Consider the following 19,548-nt stretch of genomic DNA (forward strand, 5'->3'; position numbering starts at 1 on the left):
TAATTTAACCTTTTAAAATTTCACCCTTAAGGACATCTAAATCAATTCTTCGACAATCGTCAATTGGAGGGATTACACCAATATAATGCTTACCGCTAAAACTAAAAGAATGCTTTCCAACAGTAACGCCATATGGTGTTTTTGATTCCATCCACGCTACCTGCGCTTTATATGCTTTGGTAGCTCCTTGATGATAATCAATAGGACTTTTAATTTTAGTATCTGGTTTACTATGCCCTTCAAGTTTTAACATAGCTATGCGCATAGAAAGTGCATATTGTTTACATAAAATAAGTGGTGGTGGAAAAGAATGATTGGTCCACACACTTCCAGCTTCAGTAGCTGTGACGATCATTCTTTTCCCATTCTGGGCTTGAATTCGCCCATTATGTTGCCCTTTATTACATTCTTTATTAGAGCTATTGCATGACCTTTCAAGCTCTTTCGATTTAGCTTGGCTAGCTTGTAAAGCCTTATCTTTTTCAGCTTGTGTAATAGTTGATCTACTATCCTCAATATCTGTAGTAGCCATATCAATTTGTCGATTTAACATCCCTGTAATTGTTCCATCACCTAGCTCAGATGGTGTAAATAAACCTGTCAATAATACGCCAATAGGATTAACTCTAGTCCCAACTTTCGCAGCTTCACCAACTTTTTCTGCAGCAACACCCCAACCGCCAAATGAGCCCGCATCAATTGCTACTCCCATTTATGGTTCTCCAATGAAGCATAGAACTTTTGACTAGCAGAATTATTTAAACTACTTTCTAGCACTCCTGCTAAAATATCAATTGCTAAAAAAGGAGGCCATAACCGCTCTTCAAGAAGACTACGGTTCCAAGGATCCTCATCTATATTATTTTTATTTAAAATAAAACAGATTTCTCCATACGCTGCTCTCCACTTATTATAATCCTCATGATTTTCCATACCATTAAGATAGTTTCTAATTCTTTTTTGAGCAACAATAAGAAATTGAACACCTTTTACTTCATCATTACCAAAGTTTTTTTCTGCTAAAACACTATATAATTGCTTTAATCGATTCCAATTCCATAATGCTAATGTTTCCTCACGATCATAAAGAAAAGCATCTAAATGTTCTTGCGTAAATTCAATTACCATATCAATTACTCTTTAAACTTAAATAATTATTATCTGAACTCTGATACCACCAATTCTTAATCGGAGTAGTTAATAAAATAAAATTTTCTTCATCTAACATTTTATTTAAAATTTTTACAATTGATGGATCATAAAACCTGAACAATGCTAATTCACCATTCGGTAGCTCTGCTTGTAAAAAAGGCTGCAAATGATTAATTAATTCATATTTAGATAGAGTTGTTTCAATGATAGAAAACATTTCAGAATTATTATTCATTAGTAATTGCATTTCAATTTCATACTTCAAGTCAGAATTAATACGTATTAATAAGGGAGAGGCTTCTAATGGAGAAGTTTCATCTATAGTTCCCTCAAATAAGTTACCAATCTGAACAATTTTTTTTTCGGAATCTTTTTCAGCCAATTTTTTATAAATAAAGGTTCTTTCGCAGCATCAATGAGTAAATAAAAATTAGTTTCTAGATTATTGTCAGATATTTGCTCAAGTAGTTCTATACTTTTCATATCAAATTTCTCTATGAACAAATGGTAGTGATTTTCTAGCAGCATCTAATAAACATGAAACACAAATCTTACTAGAAATGTTAGGAAGCGGAAAATTATGTTTTACCCCTTTTGTAAACTTAGTTTGAGATGACTTTATCTCGACCAGACCAGGGCTGTTAATTTCTATTGAACCATCAGACTTTATTTTTATGTAACCACCACCACAAGCGAGCATAATTTCTTTTTTTGCAGCTAAAGTTATTGAGCTTTCTGTACTTATAATTTTACACTCTTTTAAAGAGGCTAATTCTAACTCGTCATTTTGAGCATGTATTTTAATATTACCTTTCGTAGCAAATAGATTTACGCCTTTATCTTGTGTATATAAGCTGAGCCCTTTGGCAGATTGCGCTGTAAGTTCACCAGAAGAACTTATATCAAATTGCTTGCCCGCAATTAATTTTATATTATCTTTTGCCACATGAGTCTGGTTACCTTGACTCACAGAAAGAAGGTCTTTAACTGAACTCATTAAAATATTAGGCTCCGTAAACTTTTCTAAAGTTTTTTCAGCCTGATTAACTAAATCTAAGCTGATTTGATAGTTTTCATCTTGAAAAACTTTACTGGTACGCGCATTTTTTTCTAATAACTGTAATTGATCTAAAGATTCTGATAACTGTGATAATAAATTTTGAATATTTAATTGTACGTCAGAAGCATTTGCTTGCTCAGCAGTACTAATTAACAAGCCTTTTCCAGCTCTTAAAGCTCCCCATTGATCAGTTCTTAACTCAAATCCTTCACCTCTTCCATCACTTTCTGCAGTTTCTTTAGGATGACTTAAGTTTCCTAAATTCAGTTGTGTTGCACCGTGGCTACTATGGAGCTGAGCACTAATCTGTCCTGTTGTATCATCAAAGCGAAGTTGGTTATAACCTTCTCCATCAACTTCTTTTGAACGAATGCCACTCAGTTTTTTAGTCTCTGGTAATTTTCCTTTAATATCAAATCTAGTTGGTATTCGTTGGGCTTCATGAATACGACCAGTGACAAAAGGACGATCTATGTTGCCATCAAAAAAATCAATTACAACAATTTCATCTTTACGCGGTAAGAAACGCGTACCATAGCCTTCCCCAGCCCAAGGGGTAAGTACATCAACCCAAGCTGAGTCAGTATCTATATCATTGGAACCTGCACCGCCGTCATGAGCATGGTCATCTGCACGGGTAAACAGGAAACGAACTTTTATACGCCCCCATTCATCAACATGAATTTCCTCACCATCAGTAGTAACTTTGGCTCTTTGTACATGTGCAATAGGCCTATGTACGAGTGGATCGTACTCAGGAACAACAGGAATACTTCTACGAACTACAATCAGCTCATTGGCTTGTCTTTCTTGCTCACTATCTTGACTAATTTGCCAATGGCTCTGAGTAAGTAATTTTTCAACTTGCCCTTGTATATCTTTCGGCAGATTATTTTGATTGTAAAAATGTTTGGATAGAATTAAAAATTCCTTATCATTTTCAGCATGGTTTTTATCTAGCTCGGGATGCTCAACTAACTGAAACCAGTACCCAACCTGTACATCGCGTACACTACTGTGTGCTGTGAAATATTTAGCCTGCAAAGCTTGATATTGGTTAAGATGCCTATTTAATTTCTCAAGTTGATCATTACTTGATGCGGTAGCTTGATCTTCACCTTTAAGATCACTAATCCATGATGGAGATAAACTCCACGCTTGTTCCAGACTAAGACTTTCATTGTCTCTTTGTGAACTATGCTTATGTGAACTTACAATTAAGCCACTTGCATCTTGCTGGCTTAAACTATCTGCTTGCCAACGCTGTACATGAATGGCTGTCGACTGTAAATTACGCTCTGCAATAAAACTAGTGATACTGTCATATTGCTCTGTAGCATTTGAACGGTGATAGCGTATTGTTCTTCGATCAATTGCAGTAAATTGAAAGTTATCATCAATTAATCTCAACTTTTGAGATTCTATGTCCCCACTATTGTTAGTAATAATATAATTTGATTCATCTATAAGCCAGTTAATAGATTCTTCACGCATTAATCTTGTTAGAAAGGTGTAATCACTTTCATTGGCCTGCATGGAAAAAGGTCTTATATCATAAGATTTAGTTAAGCCGCTTGTATCAAGTTTTAAACTAGCTGCAAATAAAGAACTTTTTGTCTGCCACTCTTTGAATATAATTTCTACAATATCGACAACACTTTTATTCATAAATACGCGGCTATTACGTCTTTTATGCCATAAACTTGTAGGGTCCTGCATAGTTAAGCGATAAAGACTAAAAGCCCCATCGCTTTGCCCCTGACTAGCGCCTGTAATGATACCTGATGTTCTAAATAATTTACCTGAATCAGTAATTTGATCTACTGCTACTTGGCAGCCTATAAATTGTTTGAGTTCTATATACGGATTGGTTGATAAACAAATAAGTTCAGCAGACAGCCCCTCATTGAGACCATGATAACCATCAATACGTTGCAACATAATTTGAGAGTTGAGTTGCGTATTTGAAAAATGAATACTAATAGCGCGTTTCTGTATTCCATATCCTAATTTATCAAGAATACCAAAGATACTATTGAACATTATTTATTATGACCTTTATTAATAATAAAAATACGAGCAAAACACAAAGGTATATAAAATACTCTTACTTTCATACTATTGAAGCTTGATTAAGTTTAATACATATAGTTAAATAATATAATATTTTTCTTATTTCTTCAATGGTGTTAATATGCGAATAGGAATTTCAATATTTTACCAGATTTAGCAATATCTATAGATTTTACAATGAAGAAATACTTATTAGTTTGTCTTTTACCCATTTTTACAACTGCGTGCAATGCAAAACCAAGCCCTCAAGAAGAACTAGATCTCCAAACTAGATTTTTACCTACAGTTTATAATATTGATGCGGGTACTTATGCTTTGGTTTCAAAAGAAGCCCCTACAGCTTTAACTAAACAAATGTATGAAGATGCATTATTTAAGCTTAGTTTATTAAAAAGATATGATGACCAAGCAAGTGCAAATTTCAAGCTCGAAAAAACTGTAGAGCCAATTGATCTAAATTCTTTATGTTTAATGGGTAGGTTTGTTACTAATCCAACTTATATAAATTCAGTAAAGCGTAATATTGAACAAATGCCAGATTTAAATAAATGGCTCAAGGAGCAACAACCAAAGTGGCAAGAAACTTTGAAAAAGGAGAATCAGGAAATCTTTGATCACCCTTGTTTATAAAATATATTCTTACCTTTATCGGCGCCATGATTGCGTTGTATTTGGAAAGAAATACCCACTTTACCGAAAGCGCACAAAAGTTTCAAAAGTTGATTGAGATTTTAGATATAAAAAATTTAATAAAAAAGAGATCAGCTTAAGGTCTCTTTTTTTATTTATAACAAATATATAGAAGCTACGTTGAATCAATATTTTCCTATTCTTATACGAAAACTATAAGTTTGTCCGTCTTTACTCCAATAAAAAAGCCCATCTTCCGATGAGCTTTTAAATATCTTATATAATCTTTATTTATAGTTCGATCATTTTACAAGTTACCAATCAATTGCAATATCTGGTTAAATCCATAAGCCTGCTCAAGCTTAGTTTCTTTCTCAAATACCATAAAATAACTATATCTGTATCCAGTCTGGTGGCTTAATAAATTTGCCTGATTCTTCCATACTTCACCCAACTTCATTTTATAGGCTGAATCTGAACCATCTCTGTCTTCACCTTTAGTTTCTAGCAAAATAAGATGCTTATTTTTAGTCAGAATAATAAAATCAGGATAGTGATTATTTAAATAACCATTAATAGCGAACCCCTTACCTCGACTCAAGTTTCGATGCCACCACTCAATATTATCTAAGCCAACAAGTTTAGTTATGAAATCTACTTCCAAATTATTTGCTTTCGCCTCTTTTTCATAAAGGCTATTTTCCAAAGGTAAAGTAAAAGTTTCAGGAATGGCTAAACTTGATGCAAGCTGAAATGAGGGGGATACATTGATATCGGAACTATCTACTAAGTATTTAAACTGTCTGGCTGCATATTCATTCATCAAACCATCAATCTTGTGCTTAAACACTTGTGCAACTGTAGCCAAATTTTTAATTGAAGAAATACGTTGTTCTCTAGTCCAGACACCTACAATTTTACGGATATAAAGCCTTAAGTCTCCATCATCAACTGGATAAAAGGCTTTTCTAGTAAAACTATTAAAAATTGAGTCTTCAATTTGTTTAATTTGGCTCGTATCAGTCATTTGTGCGACTTGATTAATTAAATCTTTAATATCACGTTGCTTTAAACGGTCTAGAGTTAATCTTGTATCTGAACCATCATCACTATCTTGAACACTAAGTTGCCAAATTTCACTGTCAATTTTACCGATATCTAAATTAGAATCCTGATTTGAGAGTTTAAAATCTTGTAATAAGTAGACTCTATCCAATAGCTGTGTATCCTCATCAAAGAAACTGCCACTTTGTACTTTGATCGTAAACTGAGGTAATAATAAACCTAGAGTTCCTCTAGTAAATTTTTCTCTCATTGGGTAAAGATTCATTTGTATAGTTCCCTTTTTTACCCCATCTTGTTGTGCAATTTCCTGACGATTAATTTCATCTAAACCCTGTTCCCGAGCATCTTGTTGGTAGTTATTTACTGCATCTTCTATTTGAGATAGTTCATCACGAGTTTGTTCTTGTAAGGAAGTGTTCTCTTCAGCAAAAGAATATTGGGGTATATTTTTATTAAATTGATTTTTTAATGAATTTTCAGGCACCACAGGTTGAGTTAAATCAAAAGTATGATTATCTGATTGCTCTTGAGTTCCTTTTTCATAGAAACTTTCATCAGGCACTCTCATATCTTTAGAACCAAAACCAATCATTTGCAAGCTATTGGATAATTGAGACAGGGTATCATTAAATTTTTTCGATGCAGTGATGACATAGCTACACTCTAAAGCCAATTGGTTCTGTTTCCGTGCATAAGGTTTACGTAAAATACGTCCTAATAACTGCGTTACATCTGTTTCAGAACTACGATTAGCAAAGGTTGCCAAAATATAAGCGAACGAGCAATCCCACCCCTCTTTTAAAGCATTGATAGTAATAATATAACGAACCTCACATTGTGGACTTAATAAATCCACACCTTTTAATTCATCAATATTGGCTGTTTTAATTTTAATTTGTTCTTTTGGAATACCTAAATCACTTAAAGTCTGTCTGACTTTTTCATAATCTGTGGCATCCAGATTACTTTTAGATTCAGCTTGTAATAGAACAATTGGGCGCACATAGTCACCGCCAGCTTGATGTTGTTGAATAGCACGTTGTTCCAAACGTTCCCGTAACACCTTTGCCTCAACAAATACGGATTGTTCATTTTCTTTGTTATAGACAACTACTGGTAATTTCACCATGTTTTCTTTTACTAATGCTGTAGCATTAGTAAAACTAATAACGTTGCTGTTTTCTTTTGGTGTGGCGGTCAAGTCTAATACAAAACTTGGGTTCAGATTATTCAACATATCTGTTGATAATTTAGTATTTGCATTATGACTTTCATCGACGATGATCACAGGGCGCATACGTCTTAAAGTGTTAATCAAAGAAGTACTATCGTAATCAGATAGATCATGGCTTGTATCTTTGAACTCAGCAAAACTTGCCAAAGCTCCATTTTCCTTAAAAGCACGGCGATTATCTTTATTTGTAGATTTAAGTGCGTCGAAGCTCATCACAATAATATTTAATGAATCACTTACACTATCCCGATTAAAACCTGCTCCAGTTAGAACCTCTTCTCGTTCAAATATGTTGACACGGCCATTGAATAAGCTTTTTAAATGAAGATGATAAGGGTGTGCTGGATCTTTTAAAGCTTTTGCCGTTTGCTGCAAGATAGATAATGATGGTACGAGCCATAACACCAATTTTGACTTATCGCTAATATAGTTCTGCATAAAATCAAAAATTGGTGCAACTGCATTGACTGCTATAAAAGTCTTACCGCCTGCCGTAGGAACTTTAAAGCAAACATGGGGACAATTCGCAATATGGTTTGTATATGTTACCCCTGTAACACCTGCATCTCGCCAATAACTGCTAAAGGCAGTCAGCATATTGCCCTGACATTGCTGTAAGTGGTTTAAATAGTCTTCTAAATCTTGGATAACTTTGCGTTGGTAACTGTTCAAATTCATTATTTATTGTCCTTATCTATCAGAAACGCATGATGTCACGGGGAATACGCTTAAAGGTAATGCCATGCTTTTGCATAAATTTGTCGTCTAAAACACACTTATCTGCATAGACAACAAACTGACTTGGACGTACTACATTTTGAAGATTTAAAGTTCCCAAAAAGTCTAAATCAAGACTGGTAATAGCTTCTTTGTTGTAATGAAATAACCATAAAGTTTGTTGATTTATTCCTAACGCTGATGGAGCAATAGAATTCTCAAGAGGTAACTGGTTATCTAAAGGAATACTTTCACTATATGCAATATATTGCCGAATACGTTCAATACCCACAGATTCATTTAATAGGTCACTTTCGGAAAATAGTGCATCACCTAGCTCATAAAAATCAAAGGATCCACCTAATCCTTCTACTTTCTTATTACCTTCACCATAACCATCCATAACTCGGCGCACTCGTTCTGCGGTAATGCTTTCTGCATAATCCATCATTTCACAAAGAATAAAACGACGATTACCCCCATCTTGAGCATTAAGTTTTAGAACCGCATGTGCGGTAGTGCCAGAGCCTGCGAAACTATCAAGGATGATTGAATTAGGATTTGTAGCTATTTGCAGAATTCTTTCTATTAAACGTGTAGGTTTAGGCGTATCAAAAACATTATCAATTTCTGAAAATATAAATTTGGTTTCTTGTTTAGCTTCTTGACTATGACCAACTTCTTCATTCGACCACCATGTCCAAGATGAAATACCTTCTGATTCTGATAAAAACGTTTTTCTTCTAGGAACTCCATCACCGTCTTTACCAAACCAAATTCTATTATCAGCAACTAATTCCAAAAATACAGATTCTATATTTTTCCAGCATCTATCAGATGGTGGGGTTATAGTTTTCCCACTAGGAGTTATAATCTTATAAACTTGATTTGGTCTAAAACCTTGAGCTGTAAAATCTGAAGAAGTCCATATTCCACGTGGATCATTATCTGGATTTTTATAATTACTTTTTTGCTTTTGAGTGAAAGATAATTTATTTAACCTCAAACATTCTTTCCGTTTTGAATATATTAATATAAATTCATGCGCATCACCTAATTGAATTCTTGCATCAGGTGACGTCCGTTTTTGCCATAATACATTCGCAACAAAATTACTTTGACCAAAAATTTCATCACAAATTAATTTTAAATTAGCTTGTTCATTATCATCAATCGAAATAAAAATTACTCCATCATTAGCTAGCAATCGATGTAATAATTTAAGACGCGGATACATCATACATAGCCATTTATCATGGCGACTTAAATCTTCCCCCTCTTTTCCAACAACATCGCCTAACCACTTTATAATTCTTGGGTCATTTACATTATCGTTATATACCCAGCCTTCATTTCCAGTGTTATAAGGTGGGTCAATATAAATGCAATTTACCTTACCTTCGAATTCAGGCAAAAGACTTTTTAGGACAGTGAGATTATCCCCATGAATAATCCTATTATTTATTGTATTAGATTGATTTTCTTGGTATAATGTTGCGTTGCGTTGCGTTGCGTTGCGTTGCGTTGCGTTGCGTTGCGTTGCGTTGCGTTGCGTTGCGTTGCGTTGCGTTGCGTTGCGTTGCGTGTCGAAAGAATACTTCTTATCTAAAACAAAAAATGGCACGTCTAAATGATGGTTTACAACCTTTTCTTTACCTAACCAAGATAATGTAGGCATTACAATTCCTTACTTCCGTACAGCTTTTTCAATTGAGCAGTATCATAACAGAAATTTTTTCCAGAAAATTGCGTATTACAATCAAAAAAATTAAGAGGTTGATCCTCAATAATATGGTTTAAATCAATAATTAAGATAAAAAGTAAATTATTAAAAGATTAAAAGCCCTCGCTAATAATTAGTATTTAGCGAAGACTTTCTATACCGTAATTCATCCAATTAATTAAACTAAGCGTTTTAATACCACTTGTTCACCACTCTCAGAATAAAATATATCGAGACCTACTGGTCTACTAAACTTCTGACCACAAACTACCACATGATCAATTAAAGTGGAGCCAATTAATTGAATTAGGTTTACACGTTTTAGCGCTCTAGAGATAACCATCAAACCTAAAAGTTCAATACCATCACTATTTAAAACCACAATAGCCTGAGTTTCATTTTTTTGCCACATAAGCTCTGCTTGGTTTTCCATTGTTCAACTGCCTTGATCGGTTAAAGAGTTTTAAACTTAGCAAACGCAGTTAAAAAAATATCATTTTCTGTTGACAGTACATTTGCTATCCCCCAAAAAACCTCTCCACTACCACATCCCTTTCATCCAAATTGTTTGAGCTTAAAATCTGAAACATCAAGCCATCAATTAGGTTTAAAACCAAGTCAGCATTTGGTTTTAACTCATGAGTTTCTAAGCTAAAAATAAGGTCAAAAATCTCATGATGTAGCCATTTTCTATACTCTATTGCCATACGGTAGGCCTGAGCGTAAACGAGTTTAATTTCAAAAAAGGCTTTAAGTAAAAGGTAGTACAGACTATTAAAATTGGCATGTAAAACGACAATCTCTTTGAGTTTATCTTTTGAAGTGCGGTAACGGCTTGAGTAGATAATTGCCAGCACTTCTTCTTTGAGTCGACTCTTTTGAAAAGCGATGCACATTTCAATAAGGTGCTCTTTTGAGTGAAAGTAGTTATAGAAAGTGGCTTTAGGAATTTTTGATTTTTGGGCAATTAAGTTCACGCCCGTATTGTGAAATCCATAGAAATTGAACAGCTCAATTGCGGTATGAATAACTTGTAATTTTTTCGAAGATATTTCTAAATTTGGCATGGTTTCACCGTTATAAATTCTTGTTGTTTCTAAATGAGATTAAAAAGCCTGTGCCTTTGCTGGGAGAAAAAAGGCACAGCAAAGCCGTAAAGACGGTGCTTGGCACATCTCAAGTTTTATTGTTGCTAAGTTTTAGTCGAGACGAATTAAAGCCTGAAAAAGCCTTACGGCGATCAAGTTGCTTTAATTGATTTAAGTTGTGTCGAGATAGATTTTGACAGTGACTGCCAATAATTTATGAATGTGCATAGCCAACTCCTTCTTTTGGGAGTTCTGCCAAAGCATTATAAATTATGGTGGCAGAACGGAAGCAGGTTGACGGACTGGTTTGGACTCCAGCACACTCGAAAGTGTCCCACTCCCGTCCTACCGCTACGGGAGAGAGACGAGAGATACATGCAAAACTATTCCTCAGAAGAAATAATCCTGATGTAGTCCAAACAAAACGGTCCGTCAAAACCGACTGGCAATGTAGGCCAGCCCGCAAATGGTAATCTGCAATATTTAAGGTGTCAATGTGAAATTGGCTAGAAATTATTTAATTAATTATTGTTTTTCATTTAATTACACATTTAAGGAACATCTTAAATATTATCTTAATAAAACTCTGCTACTTTATATATATGTTAACTATTAGGTTTTGATTGAGTCGTTTTACTAATTAAATAGATAAAATAAAGTGCAATCGCTAAATAAATGAGAATGCTAATCTAATGTTGAAGTTAATTTAACCAGAGCAGATAATCCCCTTCAATCTATGAAAATGAACACACGAAGTGAAAAGTTAAAAAAAGGCCTAAATTCTAAAATTTAAGCCTTTTTGTTTTTTAGGTATATAGCGTCGACTTAAGATAAAAATTCTTTAATCGTCTCTTGCATACTTGTAGTGGCACGACCAATTAACTGGTGCAGATCTTTACTTTCACTATACAAGCCACCTTTAGATACGCCTTCATCTGAATCTGCCAAGATATTGGCAAAGCCTTCTGGTATACCCACTTCTATCAAGAGCGCTTTATATTCCTCTTCCGATAAATCTTGGTAAGTTACTTCTTTTTTGCTGATTTCACTTACCCATTTTGCAACGTCATCAAGGGTATAGCTCGTATCACCTGCTAGTTCATAAACTTTATTTTCATGCCCTTCTTGCGTTAATACTACAGCGGCAGCAGTCGCATAATCTAAGCGTGAAGCAGAAGCAATTTTGCCATGATGCGTTGCCCCGAAAATTTTGCCATGCTCAACTGCTTGGGCAAGTCCCATCGCATAGTTTTCGCTGTACCAGTTATTACGTAATAATGTGTGTGGAATATTCGATGTTTTTAAATATTGTTCAGTCTCTACATGTTCTTGTGCTAATAGAAGCGGTGATGTATCTGCGTTTAATAAACTCGTGTAAACAATAAATTTTACCTGTGCAAGTTTTGCCGCATTAATCACATTTTGGTGTTGTACTGTACGTTGACCAATTTCATTTGACGAGATTAATAAAAGCTTATCAATACCAGCCAATTGAACCGAAAGTTTATCTGCGTCTTGAACATAATCAAAAGCGCGAACTTCGATCCCTTTTGAGCTTAAATCTGATGCTTTTTCAGGATTGCGGACTAATGCGACAATATTTTTTGCCTCAGTACGTTCGAGTAATTGAGAAATAACCAATTGGCCGAGTTGACCTGATGCACCAGTAACTGCAATACGCATGATGATCTCCATCTGATGTAGTTGATATCTTTCAATCATCGTAGTACCTTAACTTACTAAAAGTAAGTACTTACCTAAAAGTAAGTTTAGAAACAAATGTAACGTTTTGTAATTAAGGTAGTGCGCGATGAAAGGATACGTTTTTTCAGCAGATTGTCCCTCTCGGAAAATTTTGTTAACACTCACTAGTCGTTGGAGTGTCTTGATTTTAGTGGCACTTCGAGATCAACGTCTGCGCTTTAATGAGTTAAAAAAACTAATTGATGGCATTAGTGAAAAGATGTTGGCACAAACCTTAAAAACGCTTGAACAAGATGGTTTTATCGTACGTCAGGATTATGCAGAAATACCACCTCGTGTAGATTATCAATTAACAGACTTTGGACGAGAGGCTTCCGAACGACTTTTTGATTTGACGACTTGGCTTGAAAATAATTTATCCAAATTATTAGAAAATCAGCCGAGTGCAGACATCGTTCAAAATTGACTCGGGAAATAAAAGTATTATCGTATATTAAACATTCAAACTGGTTTCACTCACCACTTTATGTTAGTATTATTTTAGTAGTTACTATTGGGTTTATAAATTCGATATGAGTAAAAATAGCAATCTTGAAGTCTGCCCAATCGCTAGAAGTCTTTCTGTTCTAGGTGATGCGTGGAGTATGTTGATTTTACGTGATGCTCATGCGGGTTTTACACGTTTTGATCAGTTCCGTAAAAGTTTAGGTATTGCGCCAACCATGCTAACTAAACGTTTGTCTGTTTTAGTAGAGGAAGGATTGCTCGAAAAAAGACAATATTCTGAACATCCCCCACGTGAAGAGTACCTATTAACTCAAGCCGGTAAAGATTTTCTACCTGTTTTATTTGTGATTGGCGCATGGGGCCGAAAATATAAACCTTATGAACAGCCCGACAAAATGGTGACTTTTCTTGACGCAGAACAAGGCACTGAGATTAAACCGATTGTGATTGATCAAATAACGGGTGCCGAGATTGGTACTCGCCCTATTCGCCAAAAAAGCGAATAATATTTTAAATAAAAAGCACTCAATTGGAGTGCTTTTTATTGTGCCTATTTAAAGTAAATCAGCTATTTTGCTCGGCTACGTTGGGTTGCATAAGTTCCCCAACCATTACGTAAAACAGATTTAATAAATGCCCATAAACCACTTTCATAAGGTTTTGGCTCTCGACCTTTACCCATGCGTTTTAGTTGTTGGGTGTACCAAAGTACTTCCATAACGCCCAGACTATCGACTTTCTTAATGCCTGTTTTGATAGGATGCACCGACTGAAGACCATTTTTGCCCGCCAGCAAATATTTAGGTACATCAGGTTCAATCGCCATAATTCTCGCAATCCCAATAACATCACACGCTTGAGACTGCAAAGCTTGATTCATGCCTTCAATGGTTCGAAAACCACCTGTAACCATAAGTGGTGTTTTTACGAGTGTTCTTACTTTTTCTGCGAAATCAATAAAGAAAGCTTCACGTGCAATGGTCGATGCTTTTTGTGGTGCTTTGGCTACTCCTGATTCATACGTCCCGCCCGATATTTCAATCAGGTCGATACCTGCATCTGCTAAAGCCTGAATAGTTTCTAACGAGTCTTGTTCGGTAAAGCCGCCTTTTTGAAAGTCTGCCGAGTTAAGCTTAATTGCAATCGGAAACTCTTTACCGACTTGTTTGCGGATTTCTGCATACACTTCCATTAAAAAACGACGGCGTTTTTCAGGTGTACCGCCCCACTCATCGTTTCTTAAATTATGTAAAGGCGACAAGAACTGGTTAATGAGATAACCATGTGCAGCGTGAATTTCGACGCCACTAAATCCAGCCTTTTTACATATGGCAGCGCTACGACCAAAACGCTGAATAATATCTATAATCTCTGCATCTGTTGCTTCCTCAGGCGTCGCAAATAAAGATTGCATTTCTGGCCCAAACGGCACTGCCGATGCAGAAATATTACGTACATTTAATCCTTTGGTTGATTGTTTTCCCGGATGATTTAACTGTGCCCACAATTGAGAACCTTGATCGGTCACGGATTTTGCCCATTTTTGTAAAATCGCAAAATCACGCTCATCCTCAACAACAACATTCCCAGCCTCACCCAAGGCACGTCGGTCAATCATAATGTTGCCACTAATGATCATCCCAATTCCTGATGCAGCCCAACGCTGATATAACCGAACATGTTTTTCGGTTGGATTATTTGAATAGGTGGCTAAAGTTTCACTGGTTGAAGCCTTCGCTAGTCGGTTTGGAATGCTAAAGCCATTTGGCAATGTTAATGGCTGATTCAAGAGATTGGTTTTTAATTGCGGTTGAGTCATGGTCTTATCTCACACAGTTAAAGATGGTTTTGAATGAGGTTGAATAAAGTCCACTAAACTTTGAAACCACATCACATCTACAAAATTTCCACTAATGACAAGGTCATGTGTTTTAAGCGCAGTTAAAAACGTATTTACACTGTCTTTAGCAGACAATACGGCGAATCCTTTACTCGCAGTCTTAAATGTAAAGATAAAACTTGGCGACTTGGTTAGCCCTGAGTACGAGTTAATCTTGCCATTTTTGACTTCAAAATAGCGCCCTTCACCACTTGTCGTCTGAATCTGAAAGGTGACATTTTTATCATTCACATACGCTGCACATTTCGGATTCTTTTTTACTGCACGCTGCATAAGCTTGGTCAGCATCCACAGCAATAGTTTAAATTTCATCATTTTTGTCTTCTTGATTCATCAAATTGACTAGCTCAAACTCATGCATTTATTCATCTAAAAACTGTATTGCATGCTTTACAAAGCGTTCAGGATATTGAAATTGAGCGCCATGTCCTGCGTCTGGATAGATAAATAGCTGCGCATTTGGAATGTTAAGTGCCATGTGATATGCGTTGATGGTCGGAATCATCACATCATCGACACCATTTAAAATGAAAGTAGGCTGTTTAATCTCACGTAAATGCGCAAATGGGTCTTGTTCATCAAGTTTAGGTAAAAAATGCATATTGGCTTCTATCTGTGCCTGCATGACCTCAACTGAGCTTGGTGTATCTTGATTTTTGCGTTCATGGCGACGTTGCCAAAAGTCATGGCCCGCTTGAATAGCAGCTTCAGATCGGCCAAAAAATAAAAAGAGAAAGTCTTCTTCGGAAGGCACAGCAGTTGTTGCATGCTTCAATACCAATGCAGCCACTTCTGGGTCGTCACCGCGTGGTTTACCGCCTCTTGGCCCTGTACCTAAAAGCATCAACTTTCTTACAAGTTCAGGATGACGGTGTACTAAATCTTGTGCCTGAAACCCACCGAGTGAAAAGCCTAATAAATCAACTTGTTTTAAGCCCAATGCACGAATGACTGCTGCTGCATCATCGGCCATATCTTCAATGCGGGTACGAGGCTGACCTGTAGATGAAGCAACCCCTCGACCGTTAAACAAAATGACTTCACGACCTTGTGCCAAACCATTTGTAATGATTGGGTCCCAATTGTCTAAACCACCTCGAAAGTGTTGAAGAAAAAATAGCGGTGGTTGGCCAGTGTTTGAGTTACCCCAGCGACGATAGGCAAATTTTGCTCCATCTAGTTCAATGAATTGGGTCTCGGCTGTTTGATGTGTAATTGTTGTCATCGTCATTGTCCTAAATCTCAGTTCTTATTTCGCTAAGAATGTAAGTGATTGTTTTACAAAATCTTCATGGAACTGAAAAATTCCGCCATGGCCCGCATCGGGGTAAATAACGAGAGAACTATTCGGCAACCGTTTTGCCAAATCATAGGTATTTACGGTTGGGACCATTCGATCATGATCACCATTAGCAACTAACACAGGTTGTTGAATCACAGAAAGGTCGGAAGGTTTCTTACTTCCCCATTTTTTGAGTGCTTTAAGCTGGGCACGATAGGCAGAAATGGTGATTTCTTTATCGCGGTTTTCGGTACGTTCATTAATACGTTGAATAAACTGTTTTGCAGCAGATTTACCATTTTCTGTACGCGTAAAGAAGAGATAAACCTTAGGGTCTTGGCCAGTCACCATTCCACGGACTAAATCCCAATTTGAAATTCGTCCTACGGTATTAATTCCTGTACCGCCCGCAGGGCCTGTTCCCGATAAAATCATTTTTCGAACTAAATTTGGCTGCTTCAAAACAATCTCTTGTGAAATCATGCCGCCCATCGAGAAGCCAAATAAATCAACTTGCTTAAAGCCTTTTGCTTGAATGAAAGCAATCGCATCGTCTGCCATTTGCTCAATCGACTGGGCTGGTTTACCTGTAGAAGCACCAACCCCACGATTATCAAACACCACAACATGATGTTTAGCCGCAATTCCATCAATAATTCGTGGGTCCCAGTTATCTAATACTGCCGCTAAATGATTTAAGAAAATAATAGGCGTTCCACCGTTTTGTTGACCATATTCTCGGTAAGCGAAGTTAACGTCACCTGCACGAATAAATTGAGTGGGTACATTCTTCCAATTTGTATCTTGTTGAGAGATTGAACCTGCTTGCGGATTGGTAACAATATTTGATGACATTTTATTCTCCTGAGTTACGTGGTCACTAAAAGAAATAGATGCCACCGTCTCTGCTTGAGTTAAGGGAGCGCTAAAAACAGATGCCACCGTTAACCCCATCGCAATTGTATTTAATAGAAATTTCATTTCTCTGATCCTAATTCTATTCATTCAACTGATTTAACTGTTTCGATGAGCAATCTATTGAGATTAACGACATTCAGCACAGTTACTACTCATTTAATACTTACTATACGACCACAATATTTATTTGTCACTATCTTTTTAGTAGTAACTATTTTATTTTTAGATTATGATGAAAAAATCAAGCCGGAATTGATTGGTTCAGGCGACAAAGTTTAAGTAAGGAACATGATATGACCAGCAAAGTAGTTCTCATTACAGGTGCATCTTCGGGTATTGGTTTAGCGACCGCAGACCTTTTACATGCGGCAGGATTTATTGTTTATGGCACAAGCCGCCAAGCGAAAAATTCATCAAACTATAAATTTCATCTGATTGAGTTAGATGTAAATCAAGACGATTCGGTCACTCAAGCCATTGAAAAAGTAATTGCGAATGAAGGCCGAATTGATGTCTTAATTAACAATGCTGGGTTTGCAATATCACCTGCTGGTGCTGAAGAAAGCTCAATGCAACAAGCACAAGCTATTTTTGATACTAACTTTTTTGGTGCCGTTCGAATGACTCGCGCAGTTATTCCTCACATGCGTCAGAAAAACTCAGGGCTTATTTTAAATATCAGTTCAATTCTTGGACTTGTGCCTATGCCTTTTGGCGCTCTTTATTCTGCGTCTAAACATGCTCTTGAAGGTTATTCTGAATCTTTAGACCACGAACTAAGATCACAAGGAATTCGTGTGTCTCTAATTGAACCTGCTTATACCAATACTTCTTTAGGAGTAAACTTACTTGAAGCAGACAATAAAGTTTCTTTTTACGATCAAACGCGTGAAAAGTTACATCGCCAAATGATTAATTCAATTAATAAGTCGGATGACCCTAGTGTGGTTGCCCATACCATTTTAAATGTCATTGAGAGTCAACATGTTGTACCTCGTTACACAGCAGGCAAAACTGCAAAAAACTTAAAAGCGTTAAGACGATTTGCACCAGCAAAGATCTTTGACAAATTAATTCAGCGCAGCTTAAAAGTTTAGAGCAAACTTAAGCTTATAAAACATTAAAAACAAATTTCAAATAATAGAGGTTTAAAATGAAAGCAGCCTACATAAGCCGTTATGGCAAGATTGATGATGTACAAATCAATGAACAACCCAAACCATCTCTAAGCGAAGATGCTGTCCTTGTTAAAGTTCATGCAGCCAGTATTAACCCTCTCGACATACGAGTTTTAGATGGTGATTTTAAGGCCATTCTGCCTGTTCCATTTCCTTTCATTTTAGGCAATGATTTTGCAGGTACAGTTGTAGAAGTAGGATCGAAGGTGTCTCAGTTTAAAGTCGGAGACGAAGTCTATGCCAAGACCGATCTGAATGGTGCTTTTGCTGAATATACGGTCGTTCAAGCGTCTTCACTGGCGCTTAAACCGCAAAATATTTCGATGGAACAGGCAGCAGCCCTACCTTTAGTTTCCTTAACTTCATGGCAAGCGCTGGTTGAAATTGCAAAAGTTAAAGCTGGTCAAAAAGTGCTTATTCATGCAGGTTCAGGCGGTGTGGGTTCAATTGCAATTCAACTTGCCAAGTCATTAGGTGCTATTGTTGCAACCACAACCAGTGGCAAAAACACTCGTTGGGTTAGAGAGTTGGGTGCCGACATCATTGTTGACTATAAAACAACGGACTTTGAGCAAGAGCTTAAAGACTATGACGTGGTTTTAGATACACAAGGTGGGAAAACCTTAGAGAAATCACTCAATGTACTTAAACGTGGTGGGCGTCTTATTAGTATTTCAGGTCCACCAGACCAAGCTTTTGCAGAAGCAATTAATCCGAACTGGTTTCTAAAATGTGTTATCCCGCTTTTAAGCTGGTCAATTCGACATAAAGCAAAAAAACGTGGCATTACTTATTCATTTTTATTTATGCAACCGAGTGGTCCACAGCTCTCAAAAATTTCCGAATTGGTAGAAGCTGGAAAGATTAAACCCGTAGTTGACCAAACCTATGACTTTGCTCAAATTAAAGAAGCACTTCAATATGTAAATACGGGCCGATCAAAAGGTAAAGTTGTTTTAAATATAGCTGACTATTAAACACTTGGTAGGCCAAGCTCAACACCCTAATCAGGCAGAGCCTCAATTGTTTAAAGCTGATATAAAAAGCCTCGAAATGAGGCTTTTTATTTGTATTTCATCTGGTTTGTTTCGGTCTAAAAGCTGAACCATTGCCCCATCAATCCCACAAAAATATGGAGGTGTCTTGTTTTGATATATTGGCTTTTAAATTAACTAAATAGACTTCCTCATTAAAATTTTTTCTCTACCCATTCTTGATATGAGTCAAATATAATAAAATAGTTAAACCTGAGTTTTATTTTAAATTATTTAAGACAACAAAAAAGTACAAACCTTGAAACATTATTTTTAAAACAAT

At 36.2% G+C, this 19,548-nt stretch carries 18 protein-coding genes; 5 read left to right on the forward strand and 13 right to left on the reverse strand.

Annotated elements, in window-relative coordinates:
* Positions 1–4: 4 nt before the first annotated feature.
* From I5515_RS16430 to I5515_RS16445, 4 genes are all read right to left on the reverse strand, one after another.
* Complete coding sequence (locus tag I5515_RS16430) at positions 5–712, reverse strand: hypothetical protein (RefSeq protein ID WP_199968686.1); 708 nt, start codon at positions 710–712, stop codon at positions 5–7.
* Complete coding sequence (locus I5515_RS16435; protein ID WP_199968688.1) at positions 703–1,128, reverse strand: hypothetical protein; 426 nt, start codon at positions 1,126–1,128, stop codon at positions 703–705. The genes I5515_RS16430 and I5515_RS16435 overlap by 10 nt, the downstream gene beginning before the upstream one ends.
* Before the next feature lies 1 nt (position 1,129).
* A complete protein-coding gene (locus I5515_RS16440; protein WP_227562750.1) occupies positions 1,130–1,534 on the reverse strand; it encodes a DUF4123 domain-containing protein in 405 nt (134 codons plus the stop codon).
* Positions 1,535–1,636: 102 nt separating this feature from the next.
* Complete coding sequence (locus I5515_RS16445) at positions 1,637–4,255, reverse strand: type VI secretion system Vgr family protein (protein ID WP_199968691.1); 2,619 nt, start codon at positions 4,253–4,255, stop codon at positions 1,637–1,639.
* A 207-nt stretch (positions 4,256–4,462) separates the two neighbouring features.
* On the opposite strand from I5515_RS16445, the gene I5515_RS16450 reads away from it, so the two are divergent.
* A complete protein-coding gene (locus tag I5515_RS16450) occupies positions 4,463–4,915 on the forward strand; it encodes a hypothetical protein (protein WP_199968693.1) in 453 nt (150 codons plus the stop codon).
* A gap of 307 nt (positions 4,916–5,222) precedes the next feature.
* Here the strand turns inward: I5515_RS16450 and I5515_RS16455 are convergent, their stop codons facing one another.
* The 5 genes from I5515_RS16455 to I5515_RS16475 form a co-directional block, all read right to left on the reverse strand.
* Positions 5,223–7,892, reverse strand: coding sequence for a DEAD/DEAH box helicase (locus I5515_RS16455; protein ID WP_199968701.1), 2,670 nt, complete (start codon positions 7,890–7,892; stop codon positions 5,223–5,225).
* A gap of 19 nt (positions 7,893–7,911) precedes the next feature.
* Positions 7,912–9,609, reverse strand: coding sequence for a site-specific DNA-methyltransferase (locus I5515_RS16460; protein ID WP_227562751.1), 1,698 nt, complete (start codon positions 9,607–9,609; stop codon positions 7,912–7,914).
* 223 nt (positions 9,610–9,832) lie between these two features.
* Entirely contained in the window at positions 9,833–10,087 is a 255-nt protein-coding gene (locus I5515_RS16465; protein WP_199968702.1) for a hypothetical protein, read from the reverse strand.
* Between the two features lie 85 nt (positions 10,088–10,172).
* On the reverse strand, positions 10,173–10,721 hold the full coding sequence (locus I5515_RS16470) for a TetR/AcrR family transcriptional regulator (RefSeq protein WP_199968703.1): 549 nt from the start codon (positions 10,719–10,721) through the stop codon (positions 10,173–10,175).
* An 846-nt stretch (positions 10,722–11,567) separates the two neighbouring features.
* The gene (locus I5515_RS16475) at positions 11,568–12,425 is read right to left on the reverse strand and encodes an SDR family oxidoreductase (protein ID WP_199968704.1); all 858 of its coding nucleotides are present in this window, start codon (positions 12,423–12,425) and stop codon (positions 11,568–11,570) included.
* 127 nt (positions 12,426–12,552) lie between these two features.
* On the opposite strand from I5515_RS16475, the gene I5515_RS16480 reads away from it, so the two are divergent.
* A complete protein-coding gene (locus I5515_RS16480; RefSeq protein WP_092705997.1) occupies positions 12,553–12,912 on the forward strand; it encodes a winged helix-turn-helix transcriptional regulator in 360 nt (119 codons plus the stop codon).
* A 106-nt stretch (positions 12,913–13,018) separates the two neighbouring features.
* Positions 13,019–13,459: a winged helix-turn-helix transcriptional regulator gene (locus tag I5515_RS16485; RefSeq protein ID WP_199968705.1), complete on the forward strand. Its 441-nt coding sequence runs from the start codon at positions 13,019–13,021 to the stop codon at positions 13,457–13,459.
* A 62-nt stretch (positions 13,460–13,521) separates the two neighbouring features.
* On the opposite strand, the gene I5515_RS16490 is transcribed toward I5515_RS16485, so the two are convergent.
* From I5515_RS16490 to I5515_RS16505, 4 genes are read right to left on the reverse strand one after another with little or no spacing between them, the layout of a single operon-like run.
* Entirely contained in the window at positions 13,522–14,772 is a 1,251-nt protein-coding gene (locus I5515_RS16490; protein WP_199968706.1) for an NADH:flavin oxidoreductase/NADH oxidase family protein, read from the reverse strand.
* Positions 14,773–14,781: 9 nt separating this feature from the next.
* Complete coding sequence (locus I5515_RS16495; protein WP_199968707.1) at positions 14,782–15,168, reverse strand: helicase; 387 nt, start codon at positions 15,166–15,168, stop codon at positions 14,782–14,784.
* A gap of 46 nt (positions 15,169–15,214) precedes the next feature.
* Complete coding sequence (locus I5515_RS16500) at positions 15,215–16,078, reverse strand: alpha/beta fold hydrolase (RefSeq protein ID WP_199968708.1); 864 nt, start codon at positions 16,076–16,078, stop codon at positions 15,215–15,217.
* 24 nt (positions 16,079–16,102) lie between these two features.
* Complete coding sequence (locus tag I5515_RS16505; RefSeq protein WP_199968710.1) at positions 16,103–17,116, reverse strand: alpha/beta fold hydrolase; 1,014 nt, start codon at positions 17,114–17,116, stop codon at positions 16,103–16,105.
* Between the two features lie 230 nt (positions 17,117–17,346).
* Here I5515_RS16505 and I5515_RS16510 point away from each other — a divergent pair, with 230 nt between their 5' ends.
* Positions 17,347–18,150 (forward strand): oxidoreductase, encoded by an 804-nt coding sequence (locus I5515_RS16510; RefSeq protein ID WP_199968718.1) that lies wholly within the window; start codon positions 17,347–17,349, stop codon positions 18,148–18,150.
* 56 nt (positions 18,151–18,206) lie between these two features.
* Complete coding sequence (locus tag I5515_RS16515) at positions 18,207–19,208, forward strand: NADP-dependent oxidoreductase (protein ID WP_199968720.1); 1,002 nt, start codon at positions 18,207–18,209, stop codon at positions 19,206–19,208.
* Positions 19,209–19,548 lie beyond the last annotated feature (340 nt).

It is taken from the genome of Acinetobacter calcoaceticus (assembly GCF_016508255.1).
Taxonomy (GTDB): Bacteria; Pseudomonadota; Gammaproteobacteria; order Pseudomonadales; family Moraxellaceae; genus Acinetobacter; species Acinetobacter calcoaceticus_E.